This is a genomic window from Rhizobacter koreensis, from assembly GCF_013366375.1.
In the GTDB taxonomy this organism is placed as follows: domain Bacteria; phylum Pseudomonadota; class Gammaproteobacteria; order Burkholderiales; family Burkholderiaceae_C; genus Schlegelella_A; species Schlegelella_A koreensis.
Map to the genome: position 1 here is coordinate 665873 of NZ_JABWMJ010000001.1, position 25950 is coordinate 691822.

The 25950-nt window shown below is 71.3% G+C and carries 21 protein-coding genes; 17 read left to right on the forward strand and 4 right to left on the reverse strand.

What is annotated here, in order from left to right; genetic code table 11:
* The 9 genes from HQN59_RS02875 (at position 1) to HQN59_RS02915 (ending at position 11034) form a co-directional block, all read left to right on the forward strand.
* The gene (locus HQN59_RS02875; protein ID WP_176065833.1) at positions 1–1341 is read left to right on the forward strand and encodes an acetyl-CoA carboxylase biotin carboxylase subunit; all 1341 of its coding nucleotides are present in this window, start codon (positions 1–3) and stop codon (positions 1339–1341) included.
* A gap of 30 nt (positions 1342–1371) precedes the next feature.
* A complete protein-coding gene (locus HQN59_RS02880) occupies positions 1372–1593 on the forward strand; it encodes a biotin/lipoyl-binding carrier protein (RefSeq protein WP_217703806.1) in 222 nt (73 codons plus the stop codon).
* 1 nt (position 1594) lies between these two features.
* Complete coding sequence (locus HQN59_RS02885; RefSeq protein ID WP_342451099.1) at positions 1595–3202, forward strand: acyl-CoA carboxylase subunit beta; 1608 nt, start codon at positions 1595–1597, stop codon at positions 3200–3202.
* 76 nt (positions 3203–3278) lie between these two features.
* Positions 3279–4286, forward strand: coding sequence for an ABC transporter substrate-binding protein (locus HQN59_RS02890; RefSeq protein ID WP_176065835.1), 1008 nt, complete (start codon positions 3279–3281; stop codon positions 4284–4286).
* 25 nt (positions 4287–4311) lie between these two features.
* A complete protein-coding gene (locus HQN59_RS02895; protein ID WP_176065837.1) occupies positions 4312–5109 on the forward strand; it encodes an ABC transporter ATP-binding protein in 798 nt (265 codons plus the stop codon).
* Positions 5102–5971, forward strand: coding sequence for an ABC transporter permease (locus HQN59_RS02900; protein ID WP_176065839.1), 870 nt, complete (start codon positions 5102–5104; stop codon positions 5969–5971). The genes HQN59_RS02895 and HQN59_RS02900 overlap by 8 nt, the downstream gene beginning before the upstream one ends.
* Before the next feature lie 191 nt (positions 5972–6162).
* On the forward strand, positions 6163–7785 hold the full coding sequence (locus tag HQN59_RS02905; RefSeq protein WP_176065841.1) for a tannase/feruloyl esterase family alpha/beta hydrolase: 1623 nt from the start codon (positions 6163–6165) through the stop codon (positions 7783–7785).
* 39 nt (positions 7786–7824) lie between these two features.
* Positions 7825–8796 (forward strand): NAD(P)-dependent oxidoreductase, encoded by a 972-nt coding sequence (locus tag HQN59_RS02910; RefSeq protein WP_176065843.1) that lies wholly within the window; start codon positions 7825–7827, stop codon positions 8794–8796.
* Positions 8797–8952: 156 nt separating this feature from the next.
* Positions 8953–11034, forward strand: coding sequence for a S8 family serine peptidase (locus tag HQN59_RS02915; RefSeq protein WP_176065845.1), 2082 nt, complete (start codon positions 8953–8955; stop codon positions 11032–11034).
* Between the two features lie 68 nt (positions 11035–11102).
* Here the strand turns inward: HQN59_RS02915 and HQN59_RS02920 are convergent, their stop codons facing one another.
* The 3 genes from HQN59_RS02920 to HQN59_RS02930 are packed head-to-tail and all read right to left on the reverse strand — an operon-like array spanning position 11103 to position 12938.
* Entirely contained in the window at positions 11103–11510 is a 408-nt protein-coding gene (locus HQN59_RS02920) for a hypothetical protein (protein ID WP_176065846.1), read from the reverse strand.
* Complete coding sequence (locus HQN59_RS02925) at positions 11510–12418, reverse strand: biotin--[acetyl-CoA-carboxylase] ligase (RefSeq protein WP_176065847.1); 909 nt, start codon at positions 12416–12418, stop codon at positions 11510–11512. Before HQN59_RS02925 ends, HQN59_RS02920 begins: the two co-directional genes overlap by 1 nt.
* Before the next feature lie 19 nt (positions 12419–12437).
* Positions 12438–12938, reverse strand: a complete 501-nt coding sequence (locus tag HQN59_RS02930) for an SET domain-containing protein (RefSeq protein WP_176065849.1) — start codon at positions 12936–12938, stop codon at positions 12438–12440.
* 114 nt (positions 12939–13052) lie between these two features.
* Between HQN59_RS02930 and HQN59_RS02935 the strand changes: the two genes are divergently transcribed.
* From HQN59_RS02935 to HQN59_RS02970, 8 genes are all read left to right on the forward strand, one after another.
* The gene (locus tag HQN59_RS02935) at positions 13053–15917 is read left to right on the forward strand and encodes a DNA topoisomerase III (protein WP_176065850.1); all 2865 of its coding nucleotides are present in this window, start codon (positions 13053–13055) and stop codon (positions 15915–15917) included.
* A 40-nt stretch (positions 15918–15957) separates the two neighbouring features.
* Positions 15958–16425, forward strand: a complete 468-nt coding sequence (locus HQN59_RS02940; protein WP_176065852.1) for a hypothetical protein — start codon at positions 15958–15960, stop codon at positions 16423–16425.
* A 132-nt stretch (positions 16426–16557) separates the two neighbouring features.
* Positions 16558–17526 (forward strand): LysR family transcriptional regulator, encoded by a 969-nt coding sequence (locus HQN59_RS02945; protein WP_176065854.1) that lies wholly within the window; start codon positions 16558–16560, stop codon positions 17524–17526.
* A 185-nt stretch (positions 17527–17711) separates the two neighbouring features.
* Entirely contained in the window at positions 17712–19952 is a 2241-nt protein-coding gene (locus HQN59_RS02950; protein WP_176065856.1) for a DUF6351 family protein, read from the forward strand.
* A gap of 107 nt (positions 19953–20059) precedes the next feature.
* Entirely contained in the window at positions 20060–21421 is a 1362-nt protein-coding gene (locus HQN59_RS02955) for an acyclic terpene utilization AtuA family protein (protein ID WP_176065858.1), read from the forward strand.
* On the forward strand, positions 21418–21798 hold the full coding sequence (locus tag HQN59_RS02960; protein WP_176065860.1) for an AtuA-related protein: 381 nt from the start codon (positions 21418–21420) through the stop codon (positions 21796–21798). Before HQN59_RS02955 ends, HQN59_RS02960 begins: the two co-directional genes overlap by 4 nt.
* A gap of 16 nt (positions 21799–21814) precedes the next feature.
* A complete protein-coding gene (locus HQN59_RS02965; RefSeq protein WP_176065862.1) occupies positions 21815–22804 on the forward strand; it encodes a Bug family tripartite tricarboxylate transporter substrate binding protein in 990 nt (329 codons plus the stop codon).
* A gap of 145 nt (positions 22805–22949) precedes the next feature.
* Positions 22950–24599 (forward strand): tannase/feruloyl esterase family alpha/beta hydrolase, encoded by a 1650-nt coding sequence (locus HQN59_RS02970; protein ID WP_176065864.1) that lies wholly within the window; start codon positions 22950–22952, stop codon positions 24597–24599.
* Between the two features lie 186 nt (positions 24600–24785).
* Here HQN59_RS02970 and HQN59_RS02975 read toward each other — a convergent pair whose 3' ends face one another.
* Positions 24786–25919, reverse strand: a complete 1134-nt coding sequence (locus tag HQN59_RS02975) for a DUF697 domain-containing protein (RefSeq protein WP_176065866.1) — start codon at positions 25917–25919, stop codon at positions 24786–24788.
* Positions 25920–25950 lie beyond the last annotated feature (31 nt).

Genomic DNA, 25950 nt, shown 5'->3' on the forward strand with positions numbered 1-25950 from the left:
ATGTTCACGAAGGTCGTCGTCGCCAACCGCGGAGCCGTTGCCGCGCGCGTGCTGCGCACGCTGCGCGCGATGGGCATCGGCTCCGTCGCCGTGTTTTCCGACGCCGACGCCAACGCGCCGTACCTGGCGCTCGCCGACGAGGCGTATCGGATCGGGCCCGCGCCGGCGCGCGAGAGCTATCTCGACGTGGCCGCCCTGCTCGGCGTCGCGCGCGCGAGCGGCGCCGACGCGCTGCACCCGGGCTATGGTTTTCTCTCGGAGAACGCCGCGTTCGCAAGCGCCGTCGAAGCCGCCGGCGTGCGCTTCATCGGCCCCTCGCCGCGCTGGATCGAGGCGATGGGGCACAAGACGCGCGCTCGCGAGCTCGCCGCCGCGCACGGCATGCCGGTCGGGCGCGGCTCGACCGTGCTGAGCGGCGACACGGCTTCGATGCTCGCGGCGGCCGAGGCGATCGGCTACCCGGTGCTGGTCAAGCCGGCCTCCGGCGGCGGCGGCATCGGCATGCTGCCGGCGCGCTCGGCGGCCGAACTGCCGGCCGCGATCGATCGCGCGACCTCGATGGCGCAGCGCGGCTTCGCCAACGCCGAGGTGTATCTCGAGCGTCTCGTCGAGCGGCCGCGTCACGTCGAGTTCCAGGTGCTCGGCGACCGCCACGGCAGCGTGCGACACCTGTTCGAGCGCGACTGCTCGGTGCAGCGGCGCCACCAGAAGGTGATCGAGGAATCGCCCGCGCCCGACGTCGATCGCGCCGGGGTCGACACGCTCGCCGACCGCATCGCCGCCACGCTGCAGGACATGGGCTACGACAACATCGGCACCGTCGAGATGCTGATGGCGCCCGACGGCACGTTCAGCTTCCTCGAGATGAACACGCGGCTGCAGGTCGAGCACGGCGTGACCGAAGAGGTGACCGGCATCGACCTGGTCGCGGCGCAGATCCGCGCGGCGGCGGGCGAGCGCCTCGCCGACATCCTGCCGGCGCACATCGAGCCCGCGGGCCACGCGATCCAGGCGCGCGTCTATGCCGAGGACCCGACGCGCTTCCTGCCGTCGCCGGGGCCGCTTGCGGTGTTCCAGCCGCCGACCGGCGTGCGCGTCGAGACCGGCTATGCCGAAGGCGGCACGGTGACGCCGCACTACGACCCGATGCTCGCCAAGGTGATCGCGCACGCACCCACGCGCGAGGCCGCGATCGAACGCCTCGTGGCGGCGCTCGGCGAGTTCCGCATCGAGGGCGTCAAGCACAACATCCCGGCGCTGCTGCGGCTGCTCGATTCGCCCGAGTTCCGCGCAGGCGACGTGCACACCGGGCTGCTGCCCGAAGTGATCGCGCGCTCCTAGCGCACCCACCCGAACGAGAGGAAGAACGCGTTGGAAAAGATCGAAGCGAAGGCCGAAGTGACCGGATCGGTGTGGAAGATCGTCGCCGAGGTCGGCAGCCGCCTCGAAGCGGGCGACACCATCATGATCCTCGAGTCGATGAAGATGGAGATTCCGGTGCTCGCCGAGGAGGCCGGCACGTTGGCCGAGCTGAGCGTTGCCGAAGGCGCCGCGGTCAGCGAGGGCCAGGTGGTCGCGGTCCTCGAGAGCTGACGTGACGACGCCCGAGCTCGCCGGTGCGCGCGTCGAGGCGGCGCCCGACGCCGCCGCAGCGGCGATCGCCGAGCTGCGCTTGCGGCGTGCCGAGGCCGAGCGCCTCGGCGGCGCTGCGGCGGTCGACAAGCACCACGCGCAGGGCCGCCTCACCATCCGCGAACGCATCGAGGGCGTGGTCGACGGCGGCTCGTTCCAGGAGGTCGGCAAGCTCACCGGGCATGGCCGCTACGACGGCGACAAGCTGGCGGGCGTCACGCCGGCGCCGTACGTCATGGGCCTGGCATCGATCGACGGCCGCCCGGTCGCGATCGGCGGCGAGGACTTCACCGTCCGCGGCGGCACCAGCTGGAGCGGCGACCGCAAGAAAGGCGGCCAGGGCGGCTTCGTCGAAGACCTGGCGCACCAGTACCGCATCCCGCTCGTCAACCTGATCGATGGCGCGGGCGGCAGCGTCACCTCGATCAGCAAGCGGGGCCATTCGGTGTTCCCGGGCGTGCACGGTTTCGAACGCTCGGTGCAGCTGATGGGCGAGGTGCCGGTGGTCTGCGCGGTGCTCGGCACCGCCGCCGGCGGACCGGCCGGGCGCGCGATCCTCTCGCACTGGTCGGTGATGGTGCGGAACACGAGCCAGGTGTTCGCCGCCGGCCCGCCGGTCGTCGAGCGGTCGCTCGGCCAGAAGGTCACGAAGGAGGAGCTCGGCGGTCCGACCATTGCGGTCGACACTGCCGGCACGATCGACAACGTCGCTGCCGACGAGCGCGAGTGCTTCGGGCTGATCCGGCGCTACCTCAGCTACATGCCGCAGAACGTGTGGGAGCTGCCGCCGGTGGTGACCTGCGGCGACCCCGTCGACCGCTGCGAGGACGAGCTGCTGCGCATCGTCCCCGAGAGCCGGCGCAAGCCCTACGACATGAAGCGGCTGATCCGCCTGGTGGTCGATCGCGACTCGGTGTTCGAGATCCAGCCGAGCTACGGCAAGGCGGTGATCACGTGCCTGGCGCGCATGAACGGCAAGGTGGTCGGCATCGTCGCCAACAACCCCATGATCTACGGCGGCGCGGTCGACGTGCGCGGCGCGCGCAAGCAGACCCACTTCGTCGAGCTCTGCGACACCTTCCACATCCCGCTGATCTTCCTGGTCGACGTGCCGGGCTTCATGGTCGGCCGCGACGCCGAGGCGGCGGCGACGCTGCGCGAGGGCATGCGCAGCGTCTACGTCGGGCTGCAGGCGACGGTGCCGATCTACACGGTGGTGATCCGCAAGTGCTACGGCATGGCCGGCATGGGCGCGACCGACAAGAACGGGCTCGACCTCAAGATCGCGTGGCCGAGCGCCGAGTGGGGGTCGCTGCCGATCGAGGGCGGCGTCGCCGCGGCGTTCCGCAAGGACATCGCGAGCGCGGCCGATCCGAAGGCGCGCGAGCAGGAGATCGAGGCCGAGCTGCGCAGCCGCGCGTCGCCGTTCCGAACCGCCGAGGCGTTCGGCGTCGAGGAGATCGTCGACCCGCGCGAGACGCGGCCCTATCTCTGTCGTTTCATCGACGCCGCGCAGGGTCGACTTCGGACCACGGTCGGGCCGAAGGCCCGCTACGGGGTGCGGCCCTGATGCGCGACGGTCCGTCACGCGGCACCCTTGCGACCGGCGCGGCCGACCGCATGAACTTCGCACAAGGAGAGTCCCGATGAACAAGAGAACCTTCCTCGCTTCGGTGGCCGCGGGCCTTGCCATGCTTGCAGGCGGTGCACGTGCCGCCGAGGTCGACGAGGTAAAGATCGCCTCGCAGTACGGCATCGGCTACCTGCCGCTCACCGTGATGCAGGTCGACAAGCTGATCGAGAAGCATCTCGCGAAAGCGGGCCTGGCGAGCACCAAGGTGACCTGGTCGCGCCTCGCGGCGGGCGCCGCGGCGAACGACGCGCTGCTCGCCGGCGGGCTGCACTTCGCGTCGGGCGGCACCGGGCCGGCGCTCATTCTCTGGGACCGCACGCGCAGCTCGCTCGATGTGCGCGGCGTCGGCGCGCTGTCGTCGATGCCGAACCTGCTGGTCACGCGCGACCCGAACATCAAGACGGTACGCGACTTCACCGAGAAGGACCGCATCTCGATGGCCGGCGCCGGCTCGTCGGTGCAGACGGTCTACCTGCAGATGGCGGTGGCCAAGGAATTCGGGATCGAGAACTACAAGAAGCTCAACCCGCTGATGGTGAACCTGCCGCACCCCGAGGGGCTGCAGACCCTGCTCTCCGGGTCGGGCGAGATCAAGTCGCTCTTCACTTCGCCGCCGTTCCAGTACACCGCGCTCGCGAGCCCCGGCGTGCGCACGGTGCTCAACTCGTACGACGTGATGGGCGGCCCCAACACCTTCCTCATGGTGTGGGCGACCAACAAGTTCCGCGAGGCCAACCCGAAGACCTTCCGGGCCGTGCTCGATGCGCTCAAGGAAGCGACCGCGTCGATCAACGCCGACAAGCCGCGCGCTGCCGCGATGTACGTGAAGGAGGGCGGCGGCAAGGAGTCGGTCGACCAGATCCTCAAGATGATGAACGACCCGCAGGTCGAGTACACGCTGGCGCCGCAGCGCCTGCTCCCGTACGCCCAGTTCATGAACAAGGTCGGCTCGCTGAAGAACAACCCGAACAGCTGGAAGGATCTCTTCTTCCCCGAGATCCATGACCTCCCGGGCAGCTGAGCCGGGCGCGGGCCGGACGCAGCCGATGGCAACGAGCGAGGCGGGTCCGCTGCTGCGCGTCGACGGCGTGACGCTGCAGTACAAGACGCGCGAGCACCTGGTCACCGCGACCTACCGCGTCAGCTTCGACGTGCTGCGGTCCGACCGATTCGTGCTGCTCGGCCCGTCGGGCTGCGGCAAGTCGACGCTGCTGAAGGCGGTCGGCGGCTACATGACGCCGGTCGAGGGAACCATCGCGCTCAAGGGCCACAAGGTCTCGAAGCCGGGCCCCGACCGCGTGATGGTGTTCCAGGAGTTCGACCAGCTGCTGCCGTGGAAGACGGTGCGCCAGAACGTCGTCTTCGCGCTCGAGTCGTCGGGGCGCCTGTCGGGTCGTCCCGCCGACGAGCGCGGCATGGCGTACATCGAGAAGGTCGGTCTGACCAAGTTCGCCGACGCCTACCCGCACACCCTCTCGGGCGGCATGAAGCAGCGCGCGGCGATCGCGCGCGGCATGGCGATGGAGCCCGACATCCTGCTGATGGACGAGCCGTTCGCCGCGCTCGACGCGCTGACCCGCCGCAAGATGCAGGACGAGCTGCTGCAGCTCTGGGAAGACACGCGCTTCACGGTGCTGTTCGTCACCCACTCGATTCCCGAGGCGGTGCGCATCGGCAACCGCATCCTGCTGCTGTCGCCGCACCCGGGGCAGGTCAAGGCCGAGCTCGACAGCAACGGCGACGACCGGCCCGACCCGGCGACCGGCGTGACCCTCTCGGACCGCATCCACGGCATGCTGTTCGCCGATCCCATCGAAGTCGCTGAAGGCGAGGCGCATGGCTGACGCTCCCCGGTCTCGCCCCGAGTACGTGCGCGAGCGCATCGACGAGCGCGACTTCGGCGTCGTCGAGCAGCCGCTCACCGTGCTCGAGCGGCTCTACAACATCGGCTGGCTGCGCAAGGCGCTCATCCTCGCGATCCTCGCGGCGATCTGGCAGGCCTACGCGATGGTCCTGCACAACGACCTGCTGCTGCCGACCTTCGGTGCGACGGTGAAGGCGTTCGTCACCCGCACGCTGAGTGGCGAGCTGCCGGCCAAGGCCTGGGTCTCGATCAAGGTGCTGCTGCAGGGCTACGGCATCGGCCTCGCCCTCGCGATGGTGCTCACCGTCGTCGCGATGGCCTCGCGCCTCGGCAACGACCTGCTCGAGACGCTGACCGCGATGTTCAACCCGCTGCCCGCGATCGCGCTGCTGCCGCTCGCGCTGATCTGGTTCGGCCTCGGCAACGCGAGCATCGTGTTCGTGCTGGTGCACGCGGTGCTGTGGCCGGTGGCGCTGAACACGCACTCGGGCTTCATGGGCGTCTCGAACACGCTGCGCATGGTGGGTCGCAACTACGGCCTGCGCGGGCCGGCGTACGTCGCGAAGATCCTGGTGCCGGCGGCGCTCGCGAGCATCCTCACCGGTCTCAAGATCGGCTGGGCCTTCGCCTGGCGCACGCTGATCGCCGCCGAGCTGGTGTTCGGCACCACCTCCGGCTCGGGCGGCCTCGGCTGGTTCATCTACGAGAACAAGAACATGCTCGACATCCCGGTGGTGTTCGCCGGCCTGTTCGCGGTGATCGTGATCGGCCTCGTCGTCGAGGGCCTGGTGTTCCGTACCCTCGAGAGCCGCACGGTGCGGCGCTGGGGCATGCAGACCTGACCGCGCTGCGCGCTCCCGCGCACTATGGTGGTGCTGGTCTGACCAAACGAAGGCCCGCGTGTCGCTCGCCAGCCACGCCCGGTGCGGCGGCGACTTCGCGGCGCGCGTGCCGCACGAAAGGTTGCTGTATACCTCGAAGGCCGCCCCGCTCGCGATCGCGCGCGGACCCTCGTTCATCTGCCGCATCTGCCATGACACCCAGCTCACGCCGCCACGCCTTGCTCCTGTCGCTGCTCGCCACCGCCGCGCTCGCGGCGTGCGGCGGCGGCGACGATGACGACGGCACCGTGACCGGCGGCACCGCCGCCGACTGCACCGCGCTCGCGCAGCAGCGCGTCAGCAGCTTCCAGGTCGAGAGTCTCTCGGCGACGCCGGTCGCCGCATCGGCATCGGCGCCGTTCACGGTGCCGACCACCACGACGACCATCACCGAGCCGTTTTGCCGCGTCACGGGCACCGCCAAGGCGAACGCGGCGTCAAACATCAAGTTCGAGCTCTGGCTGCCGTTCAAGGAGAAGTGGAACGGCAAGTTCGCCGGCACCGCGTCGGGCGGGTCGGCCGGCAGCATCAGCTACGGCCAGGTCGCCACGCACATGCGCATGAACTACGCGAGCGTGGGCCATGACAACGGCCACGTCAGCGTCGGCTTCGACCAGACCTGGGCCTACGACCCGGCGACCCGCACGCTCAAGAACGAGCAGATCGTCGACTGGGCGTACCGCGCCCAGCACGTCGTCACCGTGGTGGGCAAGGAGCTCACGTCCGCGTTCTACGGCACGCGCGCGAAGTACGCCTACTACAACGGCTGCTCGCAGAGCGGGCACCACGGGATGATGGAGGTGCAGCGCTACCCCGACGACTACGACGGCGTGGTCGCCGGCGCGCACACCAGCGACTGGACCACCAACATGGCGACCCAGTTCTGGGCCGCGCAGACCCAGTTCCGCAGCGGCGGCGTCGGCGCGATTCCGCGCGCCAAGTACAGCGTGGTGTCGGCGGCGATCCTCGGCAAGTGCGACGGCAAGCCGGGCATCGACCACCTGGCCGACGGCGTGCTCGACGACCCGCGCAAGTGCAGCTTCGACCCGGCCGAGCTGCAGTGCACCGGCGCCGACGCGCCGAACTGCCTCACCGCGCCGCAGGTCGCGTCGCTGCGCGACGCCTACCAGGGGCACGTCAACGCGTCGGGCGAGCGCGTCGCCTACGCGTACCCGGTCGGCGTCGAAGCCGGCAGCTTCTGGCCGGCGAGCACGACCACGCCGACCGCGCCGCAGGGCAGCTGGGCCGACTACTTCCGCTATCCGGTGTTCGTGAACCCGCAGTACGACTTCGCCACGTTCAACTGGAACACCGACCCGAAGTTCGCGCGCGACAAGCTGCGCCCGACCTACGACGCGTTCGAGACCGACCTCACGCCGTTCGCGCGCCGCGGCAAGCTGCTCATGTACCACGGCTGGTCGGACTCGCTGATCAGCCCGTACCTCACGGTCGACTACTGGAACGCGATCCGCAACCGCATGGGCGCCGCCGAGGTCGACAAGTTCGCCCGCCTCTACATGATTCCCGGGGTCGACCACTGCTCGGGCGGCGCCGGCACCGGCACCTTCGAGATGATGACGGCGCTCTCGCGCTGGGTCGAGAACGGCATCGCGCCGGACGCGACGACGCCCCAGAGCACCATCGTCGCGTCGCGCACCACGTCGGCCGGGACGCGCACGCGGCCGCTCTGTCCGTATCCGAAGATCGCGATCTACAAGGGCAGCGGCAGCACCGAAGCGGCGGAGAACTTCACCTGCCAGAGCCCCACGCCATGATGCGGCCGGTGCGTTCCACCGCGCGGGGCGGGAACTGACGTGCGCCGCTTCGCCTTCCTGCATCCCTTGAGCCCCGAGCAGCTCGCGCGCTTTCGCGCCGAGCGCCCGGGCGTCGACTTCCTGGTGCCCGAGAGCGTCGGCATGCCGGCCGGCATCGACACGGCCGACGGCGCGGCGGTGGCCTGGGGCGGGCCGGACTTCGGCGCCATCCTCGATGCCGCGCCGCGCCTCGAGTGGCTGCACCAGCGCGGCGCGGGCATCGACGCCATCGACCGCGCGCGCCTGCTCGCGAGCCGGGTGGTGCTGACCAACGGCAGCGGCAATCACGCGCCCAACATGGCCGAGCACGTGCTCGCGCTGATGCTGGCGTTCGCGCGCGGCCTGCCTGCGCTCATGCGGGCCCAGCAGGCCGCGCGCTGGGAGACGCCGCACCCGGATCAGCTGTTCGAGCTGTCGGAGCAGACGCTCGCCATCGTCGGCCTCGGCGCGATCGGCGGCGCCCTCGCCACGCGCGCTGCCGCACTCGGCATGCGCGTGATCGGCGTGCGCCGCAGCGCGCCGGCCGACGCCCGGCCGATGGCCGGCGTCGACGAGCAGCTGCACGGGGCCGACGGCCTGGATGCCGCCCTGGCGCGCGCCGACCACGTCGCGGTGACGCTGCCGCTCACCGAGGCGACACGGCGCCTGTTCGACGCCGCGCGCTTCGCGCGCTGCAAGCCGGGCGCGTACTTCTACAACGTGGGGCGCGGCGGCACCGTCGATCAGGACGCGCTGCTCGCCGCGCTGCGCAGCGGCCGCATCGCCGGCGCCGGGCTCGACGTGACGGAGCCCGAGCCGCTGCCGGCCGATTCGCCGCTCTGGCGCGAGCCCAACGTCATCGTCACCGCGCATTCGTCGGGTCAGACGCCGCGCTCGTTCGAGCGCTACCAGCGCCTGCTGCTCGAGAACCTCGGCCGCTGGGTGCGCGGCGAGACGCTGCTCAACGTCGTCGACAAGCAGCTCGGCTACTGAGTCCTCCCGCGCCGCGACGATGCGCCGCGCGGTACGGAACTTGCCACCCGAGCCACCCGGGGCAGCTGCGGCGCGAGCCGGCTGCCGCGGCCGGCGGGCGGAGCGACGCTTGCGCCGAACGCGGATACTTCGCACTCGCTCGTCCCTGGAGTTCCCATGCGTTTTCCCCGTACGCTGCTGACGTCGATCGTCCTGGGCAGCACGCTGCTCGTGCCGCTGGCGCGGCACACCCCGCTCGCGCAGGACGTCGGCGCCTCGTCGGCGGCGGTCAGCGCGCGCGTCATCGTCAAGTACCGTGCCGACTCGGCACTGCTGAAGAAGGTCGCCCAGGCGGTCGGCACCAACGCCTCTCCCGAGGCGGTGCGCGCCAATCGAGTTGCCGCACTCTCGACCAAGGTCGGCGTCGCGCTGCGCGCAGGGCTCGACATCAGCGATCAGACGACCGTCGTGCACGCCGAGGGGCTCACGTCCGAGCAGCTGGCCACGCGCCTGGCGGCCGACGCCGACGTCGAGTACGCGGTGCCCGACCGCATGAAGCGCCGCGTCTCGGTGCCGAACGACCCGCTCTACGCCTCGCGGGCCTACGCGAGCAGCACCACGGGCGGGCCGCTGGTCGGCCAGTGGTACCTGAAGCCCCCGGGGCCGGCTGGCACCGCCGCCAACACCGCGCCGTCGGCGATCAACGCCGAGGGGGCGTGGGACCTCACCACCGGCAACCCGAACATCGTCGTCGCGGTGCTCGACACCGGCATCCGCTTCGACCACAGCGACTTTCGAACTGTGGCCAACGGCGGCAACCTGCTGCCGGGCTACGACATGGTCGCCGACGACCGCACCGCGGCCGACGGCCAGCCCGGGCGCGACGCCGACGCCAGCGACCCCGGCGACGGCGTGACGCAGGCCGAGGCCAACAGCATCCCCGGCTGCAGCAGCACCGACGTCGGGCCGAGCTCGTGGCACGGCACGCAGACCGCCGGCCTGATCGGCGCGCTCACCGACAACGGCGTCGGCATCGCCAGCGTCGGCCGCAACGTGCGCGTGCTGCCGGTGCGCGTGCTCGGCAAGTGCGGCGGCTTCGACTCCGACATCGTCGCCGCGATGCGCTGGGCCGCCGGCCTCAACGTGCCGGGCGTGCCGGCCAACCCGAACCGCGCCCACGTGATCAATCTCAGCCTCGGCGGGGCCGGCTCGTGCGGCACCGTCTACTCGCAGGCGATGGCCGAGATCAACGCGGTCGGCACGGTGGTCGTGGCGGCCGCCGGCAACAGCGCCGGCCGAGCCGTGAGCGACCCGGCCAACTGCCCGAACATCATCGCCGTCGGCGGGCTGCGCCACGTCGGCACCAAGGTGGGCTTTTCGGACCTCGGGCCCGAGATCGCCATCTCCGCCCCGGGCGGCAACTGCGTCAACACGGCAAGCGCGGCGCCTTGCCTGTACCCGATCATGACGACGAGCAACTCGGGGACGATCCAGCCGGTGGCCGGCGCGGCCGGGTCGGCGTTCAGCGATGCCTTCGGCTATTCGGTCGGCACCAGCTTCTCGGCGCCGCTCGTGGCCGGCACGGTCGGCCTCATGAAGTCGGTGAGCCCCACCATCACCCCGGCGCAGGTGCGCACGGCGCTGCAGAGCACCGCGCGGCCGTTCCCGACCACCGGCGCGGAGAACAGCCCGGGCGAGCCGGCGCCGACCGCCTGCCGTGCGCCGGGCAACACCGACCAGCTGCAGTGCTACTGCACCACCTCGACCTGCGGCGCCGGCATGCTCGACACGCGCGCGGCGGTGGCGGCGGTCGGCGGCGTGGCGAGCGTGCAGGCGCGCGTCAGCCTCGCCACGCAGAGCCCGGTTGCCGGCCAGCCGGTCACGCTGAGCGCGGCCGGCTCGGTGGTGCCGAGCGGGCGCTCGATCGTCAGCTACCGCTGGGAGATCGACAGCAGCGGCGGCATCGTGAGCGGCTTCGTCGGCGCGACCGACGGCCCGACGGTCTCGCTCACCCCGACCGGCCCCGGCACCTTCAGCGTGCGCCTGACCACCACCGACGATCAGGGCCAGTCGTCCTCCGACATCCTTACGGTGACCGTCGGCGAAGGTTCGGGCGGCGACGTCCCGGGCGGCGATGACGGCGCCGACGACGGCGGCGGTGGTGGTGGCGGCGGCAGCCTCGGCGCCGGCTCGCTCGGGCTGCTCGGGCTCGGCGTTGCGGGGCTCGGGGCGCTGCGGCGGCGGCGCGGCGGGCGCTGAGTTGCGAGCGCGCCGGCTGCGGTCGGCGCGCGCCAGTCTCGGTGTGGCCCTGCCGGCTGGCGGAGGCTTCAGCCGCCCGCGGCGCGCGGACAGGCCGTCACCGGTAGCGGCGCACCGCTGCCGAGCGTGCGCAGGCGCTCGATCGCCGCTGGCGGGACCGCCGCGAAGCGATAGGTGCGGGTGACGGCGGAGCCGCTCACTTCGCGCCACGCGAGCTCGGGCACGCTCGTCGCGAACGCGCCCTCGAGCGCCGGGGCGTCGCCGAGTCCGACCGGCCCGACGTCGACGCAGCGCGGCGCCAGTGCCGCCGCCGCCGGCAGCACCGTCACGGCCTCGGGGCGCAGCTGGCGCGCCAGCCGCTCCGGCTCGCGGTCGCCCTGGGCGCGCAGCGGCACGATGCCCTCGAGCGCACCTTCGGACCAGGCGAAGAACGCCACGTTGGCAACGACCAGCGCGACGGCGGCCAGGCGCAGCATCAGTGCCGGTCCATCGATGCGACTGCCGGGCCGACCGGCCGCACGCTGACCTCGCCGCTCTCGACGCGGCGCAGCGTGCCGTCCGGCGCGCGCACGAGCAGCGCACCATCCGGCGCGATGCCTTCGGCGACGCCGTCGAGCGGCGCGCCGGCAACGCTGCGCACGGCGCGCCCGCGCAGCACGTCGCGCGTCGCGAAGCCCGCGGCGAACGCCGCGAAGCCGTCGCGCTCGAAGCGGCGCAGCGCTTCCGCGAGCGGCCGCGCGACCCGCATCAGCGCACGGCCGGCACTCGCGGCGGGCTCGATCTCGTTCCAGCTCGCAACGCCGGTCGATGCGTCGGCGACCGCCTGCGCCGCGACGTTGAGGCCGCAGCCGACGACGGCGATGCGCTCGGCGCCGCGCGCGACCGACTCGATCAGCACGCCGCCGAGCTTGCGGCCGCCGCTTGCGTCGACGAGCCAGAGGTCGTTCGGCCACTTGAGGCCGACGCGCGGCGCGCCGCCCGGCGGGTCGAGCGCGTCGGCCAGCGCGACGCCGACGGCGAGCGAGAGCCCCGACCAGTCGGCGCGCTCGAGCGACAGCGCGAGCGAGAAGGTGAGCGATGCACCGGGCGCCGCGTGCCAGTTGCGCCCATGGCGGCCGCGGCCGGCGGTCTGGCGCTCGGCGATGCGCAGGCACGGCCGGAACGGCTCGGGCGCGCGCCGGCCGAACGCGGCGGCCTCGACGCTGCGGCGCAGCTGGATGCCGGCGCCCGCGTCGTCGCGCAGCGACGTCATGCGTGCGCGCTCGAGAAGGTCGGTGCTGGTCGAGCCGGTCTCGACGACGCGCTCGACCTCGATCCCGGGCAGCAGTGCGTCGAGCTCGTGCTCGAGGGCTTCGCTGGCCGGCCAGGCGGAGTCGGGCGCCATCGGGTCAGGGCGTGCGCGCTCAGCGCTTGGGCGCAAGCATGGTGCCGCGGCAGTCGGGCGACCCGCAGCGACACTCGAATTCCTTCTTCACCTTCTTGGTGTGGCGCCCCTCGAGCACCAGCCCGTAGTCGAAGTTGAGTTCCTCGCCCGGCTCGATGTCGCGCAGCGCGCGGATGAAGATGCGCTGGCCGTCCTGGTCGGCCTCGCAGTTCGGGTCGCACGCATGGTTGATCCACTTCGACGCGTTGCCGTCGACGTTGCCGTCGATGACGTGCTTGTCGTCGATGTGGAAGTAGAACGTGTGGTTGGGGTCGGAAGGGTCGTGAGGGTGGCGGCGCAGCGCCTCCTTCCACGTGATGACCTCGCCCTTGTATTCGATGATGCGCTCGCCTTGCGGAATCGGCCGCAGCGCGAACACCCCCTTGCCGTGAATGCCCGAGCGCCTCACCTGGATGCGCCGGCCGGCGGCCTTCGACGCGGAGGGGCTTTCGGGGGCAGCCGTCGGGCCGTCGTCGCTCATCGGCGTCTTTATGTACATTGAAATGGGGTGCGCGCGCGTGCACGTGTGCGCGCGAGAGAGCCCGCATTGTATGGACGCGGCCGAAACATGCCGCCGGAGATTCGACCCAGACCCATGACCAAGTCTTTGATCATTGCCGAGAAGCCGTCGGTGGCGCAGGACATCGTGCGCGCACTCACGCCGGTGGCAGGCAAGTTCGACAAGCACGACGAATACTTCGAGAACGAGCGGTATCTCGTGACGTCGGCAGTCGGCCACCTGCTCGAGATCAAGGCGCCCGACGAATACGACGTGAAGCGCGGCAAGTGGAGTTTCGCCAACCTGCCGGTGATCCCGCCTCGCTTCGAGCTGAACCCGATCGACAAGAGCAAGTCGCGCCTCAACGCGATCATGAAGCTCGTCAAGAGGAAGGACGTCACCGAGCTCATCAACGCCTGCGACGCGGGGCGCGAGGGCGAGCTGATCTTTCGCCTGATCCAGCAGCACGCCAAGAGCCGGCAGCCGGTCAAGCGCCTCTGGCTGCAGAGCATGACGCCGGAGGCGATCCGCGAGGGCTTCGAGCAGCTGCGCAGCGACGAGCAGATGCTGCCGCTCGCCGACGCGGCGCGCTCGCGCTCCGAGGCCGACTGGCTGGTCGGCATCAACGGCACGCGCGCGATGACGGCGTTCAACTCGCGCGAGGGCGGCTTCTTCCTCACCACCGTCGGCCGCGTACAGACGCCCACGCTCGCGATCATGGTCGAGCGCGAGGAGCAGATCCGCCGCCACGTCGCGCGCGACTACTGGGAGGTGCGCGCGAGCTTCGCGGTCGATGCCGGCACCTACGAAGGCAAGTGGTTCGATCCTGCGTGGAAGAAGAACCCCGACGACGCCGACCTGCGCAGCGATCGCATCTGGAACGAGGCCGACGCGCGTGCCATCGCCCAGGCGGTGGAGGGCGAGCCGGCCACCGTCAGCGAGGAAGCCAAGCCGAGCACGCAGGCGCCGCCCCAGCTCTACGACCTGACGAGCCTGCAGCGCGAGGCGAACTCGCGGTTCGGCTTCTCGGCGCGCACCACGCTCTCGCTCGCCCAGGCGCTCTACGAGAAGCACAAGGTGCTCACGTATCCGCGAACCGACAGCAAGGCGCTGCCCGAGGACTACGTCGCGGTCGCGCGCCAGACGGTCGAGATGATCGCGGGCGAGGACATGCCGGGGCCGCTGCGCGCGCTCGCGCCCCATGCGCGCACCGCGCTGAAGGCGGGCTACATGAACCCGGCCAAGCCGAACAAGCGCGTGTTCGACAACTCGAAAGTGTCGGACCATTTCGCGATCATCCCGACGCTGATGGCGCCCAAGAGCCTCTCGGATATCGAGGCCAAGCTCTACGACATGGTGGCCAAGCGCTTTCTGGCGGTGTTCTTCCCGTCGGCCGAGTTCATGGTGACGACGCGCGTCTCGACGGTCGCCAAGGCCGGGAGGGAGTACCGCTTCCAGACCAGCGGCAAGGTGATGGTCAAGCCGGGCTGGCTCGCGGTCTACGGGCGCGAGGCGCAAGAGGACGACGCCAACCTGGTCGCGGTGCGGCCCGGCGAGATGGCGCGTACCGAGAGCGTCGACCTCAAGGCGCTGAAGACCAAGCCGCCGGCGCGCTACACCGAGGCGACCTTGCTCTCGGCGATGGAAGGCGCCGGCAAGCTGATCGACGACGACGAGCTGCGCGAGGCGATGGCCGAGAAGGGACTCGGCACGCCGGCCACGCGTGCCGCGATCATCGAGGGCCTCATCTACGAGAAGTACATCCACCGCGAGGGGCGCGAGCTGGTGCCCGGCGCGAAGGCGTTCCAGCTCATGACGCTGCTGCGCGGCCTCGGCGTCGAGGACCTCACCAAGCCCGAGCTCACCGGCAACTGGGAGCACCAGCTCGCCGAGATGGAAAAGGGCCGCCTCGAGCGCGAGGCGTTCATGCGCAACATCGCCGAGATGGCCGAGCGCATCGTGAGGAAGGCCAAGGAGTACGACCGCGACACCATCCCGGGCGACTACGCGACGCTGAAGACGCCCTGCCCCAACTGCGGCGGCGTGGTGCGCGAGAACTACCGTCGCTTCGCGTGCATCGGCCGGCCGGGTTCCGGCGCGGGCGCGGCGGCGCCGGCCGAGGCGCCGCGCGAGCTCAGCACCGCGGGCGCCGGTTCGGGCGGCGGTGACCATGTGCTCGCCACGCTGCCGCCGTCGGCGCACCCCACGCCCGAAGGCTGCGGCTTCTCGATCAGCAAGATCCCCGGCGGGCGGGCGTTCGAGCTGCACGAGGTCGAGCGCTTCCTCGCCGAGAAGAAGCTCGGGCCGCTCGAGGGGTTCCGCTCCAAGGCGGGCTGGCCGTTCACCGCCGAGATCAAGCTCGTCTACGACGACGAGATAAGCAACTGGAAGCTCGAGTTCGACTTCGGCGCCGACGCCGGCGAGGCGAGCGACGGCGAGCCGGTCGACTTCTCCGACCAGCAGAGCCTCGGGCCGTGTCCGAAGACGCAAGGCCACGTGTACGAACACGGCGGCAGCTACGTCTGCGAGCATGCGGTCGGCCAGCACGTCACCTGCGACTTCAAGAGCGGCAAGATCATCCTGCAGCAGCCGGTCTCGCGCGAGCAGATGACGAAGCTGCTGACCACCGGCCGCACCGACCTGCTCGAAGGCTTCGTCTCCAACAAGACGCGTCGCAAGTTCAAGGCGCGCCTCGCCTACGACAGCAAGGAAGGCAAGGTCGTGTTCGAGTTCGAGCCGCGCCCGGAGCGGCCCGGCGCCAAGAGCGTCGCGGCGGCGCGGGGCGGGCGCGCCGGGGCGGCCGCCGCGGCCGACGACGCGCTCGGCGCAGCCGACGGCGGTGGCGACGCCGGCGCTGCAACCAGCGCGCCGGCGCGCCAGGCGGTCGGCGCCAGCGCCAAGGCCGCGGCCAAGGTGCCGGCGAAGGCGGCCAGGCGCGCGGCGGCAAAGAAGAAGGGCTGAGCCGAGAATGGCGGAATCCCTGCCCACTTCGGAGACCGCCATGCCCACGCCCCGCCCATCCGCCCGTCGCGCCCTCGCGCTTGCCGTCGCGCTCCTGGGCGTGGCAACGGGTGCGCTGGCCCAGCAGCCCGGCGTCAAGCGCGACACGCCACGCCTGACACCGATGCCGACTGGCAATGCCGCCATTCCGGCGGGTCCCGATCTGGGAACCCCGGCCACCCGCGAGGGCGCCGATCTGGGCACCCCGGTGCTGCCGACCAACCCCGCCGAGCGTGCGGCGATCCGCTCGCAGTCGGCGGCGGCGCGCGCGGCGGCGCGCAACCGCCGGCCGGCCGACGTCGCGAGCGCCCCCGGCGCCGGTTGCCCGACGGTGGTCAACCCAGGGGCCGCGAGCAGCGTCGCCGCGCGGGCGCCGCGGGCCGGCACCACGAGCACGATCGGGCGCGGCACGCCGGCACCGCTCGCCGGCGCATCGGTACGGTCGGGAACGACCGTCGACTGCCCCTAACCAGCGCGTCGGCCGCGCAGCGCGCGGCCCGCGGGTGACGGCGGCGCGCTAGATTCGCACCCGCCGCGGGTCACGGCGCGCGCCGGCCGCGCTCCCGCGTCAGCGCGTTTCGCCACCTCGCTCGCACGGCTCATGCCCGCATCGATCCGCCAGTTCCGCGCCTTCGTGCTGCTGATCGACGAGCGCAACTTCACGCGCGCGGCGAGCGCGATGCACCTGTCGCAGCCGGCGTACAGCGCGCTCATCGGCGCGCTCGAGGCCGACCTCGGGGTGCGCCTGTTCGATCGCAGCAAGCGGCACGTGGAGCTGACGCCCGAGGGTGCCGAGCTCGAAGGCCCGGCGCGGCGCGCGCTGCTCGAGTTCGACAGCGCGGTCGCGAGCGTGCACGACCGCGCGTCGCTGCGCCGCGGCCGGGTCTCGATCGCGCTGCTGCCGTCGCTCGCTGCGAACTGGCTGCCCGACCTTCTGATGCGCTACCGCAACGCGCATCCGGGCATCAGCGTCGACGTGTTCGACGTGCTCTCGGAAGGCTGCATCGACCACGTGCTGAGCGGCCGCGCCGACTTCGCGCTCGCCGCGACGCGCGCCGAGACACCGGACCTGCAGGCCGAGCTGTTCTGCGCCGACGACTCGCACCTCGTGTGCCGGGCCGACCATCCGCTCGCGAGCATCGAGGCGCTGCGGCTGCGCGATCTGGTGCCATATCCCTTCATCCACATGTCGCGCACGAGCAGCGTGCGCCAGTACCTGGATGCGGCGTTCCATCCACAGTCGATGCGGACCGTCATGGAGGTCGACCAGCTCTCCACGGTGACCGGAATGGTTCGAGCCGGACTCGGCATCAGCGTGGTGCCCGCGCTCGCGCTGTTCCACTTCGATCACCCCGAGATCGTCACCCGGCCGCTCTCGATGCCGGGGCTGCAGCGGCGGATCTACGTGGTGCGCCGTCGCGACCGAAGCCTGTCGGCGGCCGCTCAGCGCCTTCACGACCTGGCGCTGGAAATGCGGCCGGGGACGGCGTCCAAGCAGCCTCGCAGAGCGCCCCGCGCGGCCCGCCGGACGCGTGGGCAAGCCGCAAGTGAGCCATCGGGGAAACCCTAGATTCGACGCTCAATCATTCGTTTTTCCGATCGGATGATCGGAACTTTGAGTTTCCTGTCTCGAGCGGCGGCACCTAGAGTCCGCCGCGCGGCGTCATCCGGGTGGAGGCGCCGCCCGCGGCCGGCATCGCTTCGCAGGCCGTCGCGGGTACCGCGTCGGTACGGTTCGAGCTCGAAGAAGGCGACATGAAACACACGACATTCCTGCGTTGGGCACTCACCGGCTGCGCGGCTGCGGTGCTGGTCGGCTGCGGCGGCGGCGGCGGTTCGGATTCGGACGCTGGTCCGGCGGCGACCATCCGCGTACTGGGCACGCGCGCGGATCTCGTCACCAGCGGCGACGCGCTGGTCGAGATCGTTGCGCCTGCAGGCGTCGACGTCACGACGCTGAAGGTCGATGTCGACGGCACCGATGTCACCAGCGCGTTCGCCAAGCGCGCCGATGGCCGCACAGTGGGTCTGGTCAGCGGTCTCAAGAACGGCAAGAACGTCCTGCGTGTGGCGCAGAGCGGGCGCAGCGGTGCGACGCTCGAGATCACGAACCATCCCCGCGGCGGCCCGGTGATCTCCGGCGCGCAGGTCGGCCCGTGGGTGTGCACGACGAAGGTGACCACGCCGAACGCGACGAATCCAGACCTCGGCGATCCGCTCGACGCGCAATGCAACATCGCTGCGCCGGTGTACCGCTATCAGTACCGCACGCTGAACAACACGTTCGCGGTGTACGACCCGGCCAGTCCGCCCGCCGCAAACCAGATCGCCACCGTGACGACCGAAAGCGGTCGGACCATTCCCTACATCGTGCGCATCGAGCGCGGCGTGATCAACCGGGGCAAGTACGACCTCGCCACACTCGCCGACCCGACCAATCCCACCGCGAGCTGGACGCCATGGGCAGTCTCGCCGGCTTGGAACCGCAAGCTCTACTGGAAGTTCGGCTCGGGCTGCGAGTTCGGCCGCACCCAGGCCAGCCCGCAGAGCGTGCTCGATCACGTGGCGCTGAGCCGCGGCTACATGGTCGCGAGCTCCGAGATGACCAACTACGGCTCGCACTGCAACGACGTGACGTCGGCCGAGACGGTGATGATGATCAAGGAGCACATCACCGAGCGGTACGGCGAGATCCGCTTCACCATGAGCGAGGGCAACTCGGGTGGTGCGCATCAGCAGCACCTGCTCGCCACCGCGTATCCCGGTCTGCTGCAGGGCATGCTGCCCTGGAACGGCTGGCAGGACACCTGGACCACCGGCCGCGAGTTCGCCGACTGCGGCCTTCTCAAGCGCTTCTACGACGGCGGCGCCGGCGGGCTCACCTACACGCAGATGCAGCGCGCCAACATCGCCGGTCATCGCTGGAATCAGGTCTGCGAAGGGCCCGCGCAGATCAACATGGCCAGCCGCACCCCGTTCTACATGGACCCGCAGGTCGGTGGCGCCGACTGCGGCACCCACCCGAACCGGTGGTCGCTGTCGAACCTCGGCGGCATCCGCTGCACGCTGCAGGACTTCAACATCGCGATCTTCGGAGCGCGCGACGCCACCGGCTACGCGAAGACGCCGCACGACAACGTCGGCATCCAGTATGGTCTGGTCGCGGTCAACACGGGGCAGATCACGCCCGAGCAGTTCGTGCGGCTGAACGAGCAGATCGGCGGTTACGACATCAACGGCCAGTGGCAGTCGCGACGCATGGTGGCCGATCCGGGCGCACCGGAGATCGCGCACGGCTCGGGCCGGGTGGCACACGGCAAGGGACTCGGCGAGGTCGCGATCATTGCCGGCGTCAACTACAACATCACGGAGGAGCACTACGACTTCCGCAACTACGTGATCCGCAACCGCATCCTCGAGCAGTGGGGCGATCACGCGAACCAGGTGCTGTGGCGCTACAAGACCGCGCCGGCGGATCTCGACGAACGCCGCTTCGCGACCATGGACCTGTGGCTGACGCGGGTCGAGGCCGACACGACGAACCGCACGCTGCGCGAGAAGATCGTCGCCAACAAGCCCGGTGCGGCGGTCGACTCGTGCTATCGCGCCGACCGCGGGGTCTGGAGCACCGACGCCGCGTACTGCAACACCAGCGCCAACCCGAGCATGGCATCGACCATCACGGGCGCCGGAGCCGATGCCCTCTACAACCCTGGCCTCGACGAGTGGCCGGTGTTCCGCGACACGCGGGTCGCTGCCGGCGAGGACCTGACGAGCGACATCATGAAGTGCCAGCTCAAGCCGCTCACGATCGCCGATTACTTTGTCAGCTTCACGCAGGCGCAGTGGAGCCGCCTGCAGGCGGTGTTTCCGAACGGTGTGTGCGACTACTCGAAGCCGGGCGTGGGTCAGGTCGTTCCGCAGCAGTGGCTGACCTTCACGGCAGGCCCCGGCGGCAAGCCGCTCGGCACCGCGCCGACCTCGCGCGCGCAGTGAGTGGAAGCGGGCCGGTTCGCGCCGGCTCCTGACCTGCTTCGGCGGGTCACGGAGCTCACGCGTCAGACTTCGGCTTCGACAAGCCTGGTGCCACGCACCACTTCCCCATGACCGATACCCTGCTCCGCGTCGGCTGCGCCGCCGGCTTCTCCGGCGATCGCACCGATGCCGCACGGCCGGTGGTTGACGCGCTGATCGCGGCCGGCGGGCCCGCGTTCCTGCTGTTCGAGACGCTGGCCGAGCGCACGCTCGCGCTGGCCCAGCTCGCCCGCCGGTCGGACCCGCGCGGCGGCTTCGAACCCCTGCTCGCCGACCTGCTGCGGCCGGTGCTCGGCGACTGCCTCGCGAGCGGCATCCGCATCGTCAGCAACTTCGGCGCGGCCAATCCCGAAGGCGCCGCACGCCGCATCGTGCAACTCGCCCGCGAGCTCGGCCTGCGGGCGCCGCGCGTCGCGGTGGTGCACGGCGACGACGTCAGCGGCCCGGCGCATCGCACGGTGCTCGAGCGCGCGCTCGGCGCGGGCGAACATGCGCCGGCGGTGCTCGATTCACTGGTCAGCGCCAATGCCTACATCGGCGCCGACGCGATCGCCGACGCCTTGCGGGCGGGCGCCGACGTGGTCGTCACCGGGCGCGTGGCCGACCCGTCGCTGACGCTCGGGCCCGCGCTCGCGCACTTCGGTTGGGCCGCCGACGACTGGGACCGCATCGCGCGCGGCACCATGGCCGGCCACCTGCTCGAATGCGGCGCGCAGGTGAGCGGCGGCTACTACGCCGACCCGGGCTTCAAGGACATCCCCGACCTCGCGCACGTCGGCTACCCGATCGCCGAGATCGATGCCGACGGGACCTGCACCGTCACCAAGCCGCCGCGCACCGGCGGCCGCATCGACGCGCATACGGTGAAGGAGCAGTTGCTCTACGAGGTGCACGATCCCGCGGCCTACCTCACGCCCGACGTGGTCGCCGACATCGGCGCGGCGCGCGTCGACGAGGTCGGGCCCGACCGCGTGCGCCTCTCGGGCGTGCGCGGCCATCCGCGGCCGGACCAGCTCAAGGTCAACGCGTTCTGCGAGCAGGGCTGGCTCGCCGAGGCCGAGATCTCCTACGCGGGTCCGCGCGCGGAGGCGCGGGCACGCCTCGCCGCCGACATCCTGCGCGAGCGCCTGCGCTCGATCGGCCGGCTGCGCGTCGACCTCATCGGCATCGCGAGCGTGCTCGGCGACGACGCCGGCAGCTGGCTGGCGGCGCAGCCCGCGGGAGAAGGCCGCGACGTGCGTCTGCGCATCGCCGCCAACCACGTCGACCGCACCGAGGCCGAGCGCCTGCCGCGCGAGATGACCGCGCTCTACACCTGCGGCCCGGCCGGTGGCGGCGGCATCCGAACCGCGCTGCGTCAGCGCCTCTCGACCCACTCGTGCTTCGTGCCGCGCGAGGCGGTGCCGACCGGCTTCTCGTTCGTCGAATGACCATGGCGACCTTCACCACGCCGCTCTACCGCCTGGCGCACGGCCGCACCGGCGACAAGGGCAACCGATCGAACATCAGCGTGATCGCCTGGCACCCCGAACTCTGGCCGCTGCTGGTCGAGCAGGTCACCGAGGAGCGCGTCGCCCGCCAGTTCGCGCACCGCAACCCGGCCCGCGTCACCCGCTACCTGCTGCCGCAGCTGCAGGCGATGAACTTCGTCCTCGACGAGGTGCTCGACGGCGGCGTCAACGACGCCCTCAATCTCGACAGCCACGGCAAGGCGCTCGCCTTCCTGCTGCTCGACATGCGGGTCGCGGTTCCCGAGGCACTGCGCCCGCTGCTGGTCGGCGACGAACCGGCCCACGAATCCACTTGAAAGAGGAGACCCGAAGATGACTCACCCGTTCCACTTCTCGCGGCGAGGCCTGTTCGCGGCCGCGTTCGTCGCCGCCGCCGCGCTGGCGCAACCCACGCTCGCCCAGCAGGGCCGCTATCCGGAGAAGCCCGTCACCTTCGTGGTGCCGTTCGCCGCCGGCAGCGCGACGGACCAGCTCGCCCGCGCGCTCGGCCAGTCGCTCACCGAGCAGAGCAAGCAGCCGGTGGTGGTCGACAACAAGGCCGGCGCGAGCGGCATGATCGCGGCCCAGCAGGTGGCGCGCGCGGCGCCCGACGGCTACACGGTGCTGATCACGACCAACACCACGCATGCCGCCAACGAGCACCTCTACAAGAAGCTGCCGTACGACCCGAACAAGGACTTCGTGCCGGTCACCGGCCTCGGCAAGGGCGGCCAGGTGCTGGTGGTGCGGACCGAGGCACCGTACAAGACGGTCGCCGACCTGATCGCCGACGCGAAGAAGCGCCCGGGCAAGCTCTCGTTCGGCAGTGGCAGCTCCTCGAGCCGGGTCGCCGGCGAGATGTTCAAGCAGCTGACCGACACGGACATCCTGCACGTTCCGTACAAGAGCAACCCGAACGCGGTGACCGACCTGCTCGGTGGCCAGATCGACTTCATGATCACCGACACCGCCACCGGCGTCCCGCAGGTCAAGGGCGGCAAGCTGAAGGCGCTCGGCGTCTCGACCACCAAGCGCAACCCGCTGCTGCCCGACGTGCCGACGATTGCCGAGGCGGGCGTGAAGGGCTACGACATGGGCTACTGGTTCGCCGCCTATGTGCCCGCCGGCACGCCGGCACCGGTGGTTGCGCGCCTGCGCGAGCTGCTGATCGCCGGCACCAAGAGCGCCGGCGCGAAGACCTTCTTCGAAGGCACCGGCTCGGACCCGTGGACCACGACCTCCGAGGAGCTCGCGAAGTTCCAGGTCGGCGACGCGCAGAAGTGGGGCCGCGTCATCAAGGCGGCCGGCATCGAGCCCGAGTGAGCTTGCCCGGCGGCGCCGATCGACGCCGATCGTCGCTGCCGCTTCGCCGGCCCGCAGCGCCGCGCCCGTCGCGTCGCGCAAAGGCCGTCACGCAGATCACGAACCCGCCGGTCGCCGCGCGATCCGGCACGAGAGGAGACCCGACATGATTCATCGCGAACCTTCGCGCGATATGGCGCGCCGCATGCGGCGCCACGCCCGCGCGCTCGGCGCGCTCGTCGCTGTCGCGGCGCTGGCCGCCTGCGGCGGCGGCGGCGACGACGACGACGAGGCCGCGGCGCCGACCCCGCTCGCCTGCGACGCGACTGCGCTCGCGACGCTCAAGCTCGACGCGGCGACGCTTGCGTCGGCGGCGGCGCAGCCGGCGGGCAGCTACACGCCGACCGGCTCGAACACCGCGCTCACCAACCTGCCGGCGTTCTGCCGGCTGCGCGCATCGGCAACGCCGACCAGCGACTCGCTGATCAACTTCGAGGTCTGGGTACCGAGCGGCACCGCCTGGAACGGCAAGCTCGTGACCACCGGCAACGGCGGCTACAGCCCGGCCCTCAACTACAGCGACATGGCCTACGCCATGCGCCAAGGCTACGCAGTGGTCGGCGGCGACACGGGCCATCAGTCAACCGATCCGAACGAGATGTTCTGGGGCGTCGGGCACCCCGAGAAGATCACCGACTGGGGCAGCCGCTCGGTCCACGCGATCACGGTTCCGGCCAAGCGCCTCGTCGAGGGTCTGCAAGGCAAGCCCGCGAGCCGCGCCTACTACTACGGCTGCTCGACCGGCGGCCACCAGGGCTACGCCGAGATCCAGCGCTACCCGGACGATTTTGACGGCGTCATCGCCGGCGCGCCCGGCAACAACCGCACGCGCCTCAACGTCGAGTTCCTGCACCGGTTCCTGTCGAACCGCGCGCCGAACACCAACGGACCGGTGATCCTGACCGCGGCGAAGGCGTCGCTGATCACGCAGCGTGCGGTCGCCGCCTGCGACGCGCTCGACGGCGTGACCGACGGGGTGATCGAGGATCCGCGCCTCTGCACGTCGGACAAGTTCAACGTGGACTCGCTGCTCTGCACCGGCGCCGACAACGCGACCTGCCTGACCGCGGCGCAGGTCGCGGTCGCCAAGAAGATCTACGCGGGCCCGAAGAACCCGCGCACCGGCGCCCAGATCTACCCGGGGCTCGCGGTCGGCACCGAGGCCGGCTGGTCGCAGTACTGGGGCAGCACCGAGCCGGTCCGCGCCGATTACTGGCGCCTCTGGGTGTTCGACAACCCGCAGTGGAACTGGTGGAGCTTCGACTACGACCGCGACCTGACGTTCGCCGACGCCAAGGTGAGCCCGCTGGTCGACCAGACCAGCACCGACCTTTCGGCGTTCCGGGCGAGCGGCGGCAAGGCCATCGTCTACCAGGGCTGGCAGGATCCGGTCGTCAACCCGATCGACACCATCGGCTACTACGAGCGCGTGCGCAGCGCGCAGGGCTCGCAGGCACGCACCGACGAGTTCTTCCGGCTCTTCATGGTGCCCGGCATGGGTCACTGCGGCGGCGGGTCGGGCGCGACGGTGTTCGGCGGGCAGAGCGGCACTTCGCCGACCGTCGACCCCGAGCACGACGTGCTGCAGGCGCTCGACGCCTGGGTCGACAAGGGTCAGCCGCCGGAGCGCATCGTCGCTTCGCGCGTGGTCAGCGGCAGCGTCACGCGCACCCATCCGCTCTGCGCGTACCCGAAGAAGGCGGTCTACCGCGGCAGCGGCAGCATCGACGACGCGGCGAGCTTCGTCTGCCAGTAAGAAAGGCTCGGGCCGGCGGCGGGCGCGCCGTGTGATCGACGCCGGCGCGACCGGTTCCGCTGAGCACCGCGCTGGCTGAACCGAATGGCCGGCCGCGCGGCGCTGCCGCGAGGGCGCCGTTGCGTTCGACGGCAACGCCGGACGACGCGGCTGCCGACGACGCGTTCGACCTCGCGCGACGTTCGATCAGCGGCGCGCGCGATCCGGAGGCACGACCGCGTTCTCGGCGGCGACCGCGGGGAACTCGGCAGCGGCTTCGCCGCGCCCCACCAGGCGCTGGCCGGCGCGCGCGGTCGCCGACACCATCGATCCGGCCGCGCCGACCACCTGGTCGGTGACGTTGGACACCGCGTCGGCGGCGGCGCGTGCTGCCTGTCCCGCCCGTGCGCCGACGTTGCGGGCGCCTTGCGCCGCGGCGTTGGCGGCGCCGCCGAGCGAGCTGCCGGCGGCCTGCAGGATCGCCTTCGACACGCGCGCCCCGCCGTCGCGGGTGACGTTGCCGAGCAGCGCCAGCGCCGCGATCGATGCCGTGCGGCGCACCGCGACCGGCTCGGGCCGCACCAGCGCCGCGCAGTAATGCTTGGTCAGCATGCCGACGCGCAGCGTGAGGAAGGCGTTGGCGGCGCCGTTGGCGAGGCTGTTGACCAGGAGGCGCGAGACGCCGCCGAGCCCCGGCACGCTGGCGGCCAGCGCCGGCGCGACGCCGGCGACGATCGGCGACGCCAGTTCGGAGAAGTCGACGTCGTCGATGCTGGTCGAGAGCAGCACCGCTGCGCCCACGTTCGAGTAGACGTAGAGCGCCTGACGCGGCGACGGCCGCACGTAGTAGAGCCCCGCGATGCGCCAGACCAGGCGGAACTGCGTCGCCAGCACGATGAGGCCGTCGAGACGGCCGTTCTGCATCAGCGCGGTCGACACGAAGGTGGCGCTCGCCGCCTGCAGCGTCGCGCGGTCGGCGGCGCGGTCGAGCACCTGCAGCGCGGCCTCGATGTGCGCCGGCTCGGTGACCGGCGTGCCCGCGAGCTCGCGGTTCGCACCGAGCCGCTGCGCGAGGGCCGCGAGATACGCCGAATACGCCGGCTCGTCGGTGCTCGCCGGCGGCGCGAGCGGCTTCGGGAGGCGCAGATACAGCCAGACCGGCGTCGCCGCGAGCAGGGCGAACACCGCGAGCAGGCTCCAGAACACGACTGTGCCGGCACCCGGCGCGGCGCGATCCGCCGCGTCGGCGAGCAGCGACAGCGTGCCGAGGACCGACGCCACCGCGTAGAACAAAACCAGGACCGCGAGCGCGGTGACGGCGGACTTCAGGACTTTGCTCATGGCGGGGCCTCCGGCGGCGCAGCTTAAGCCG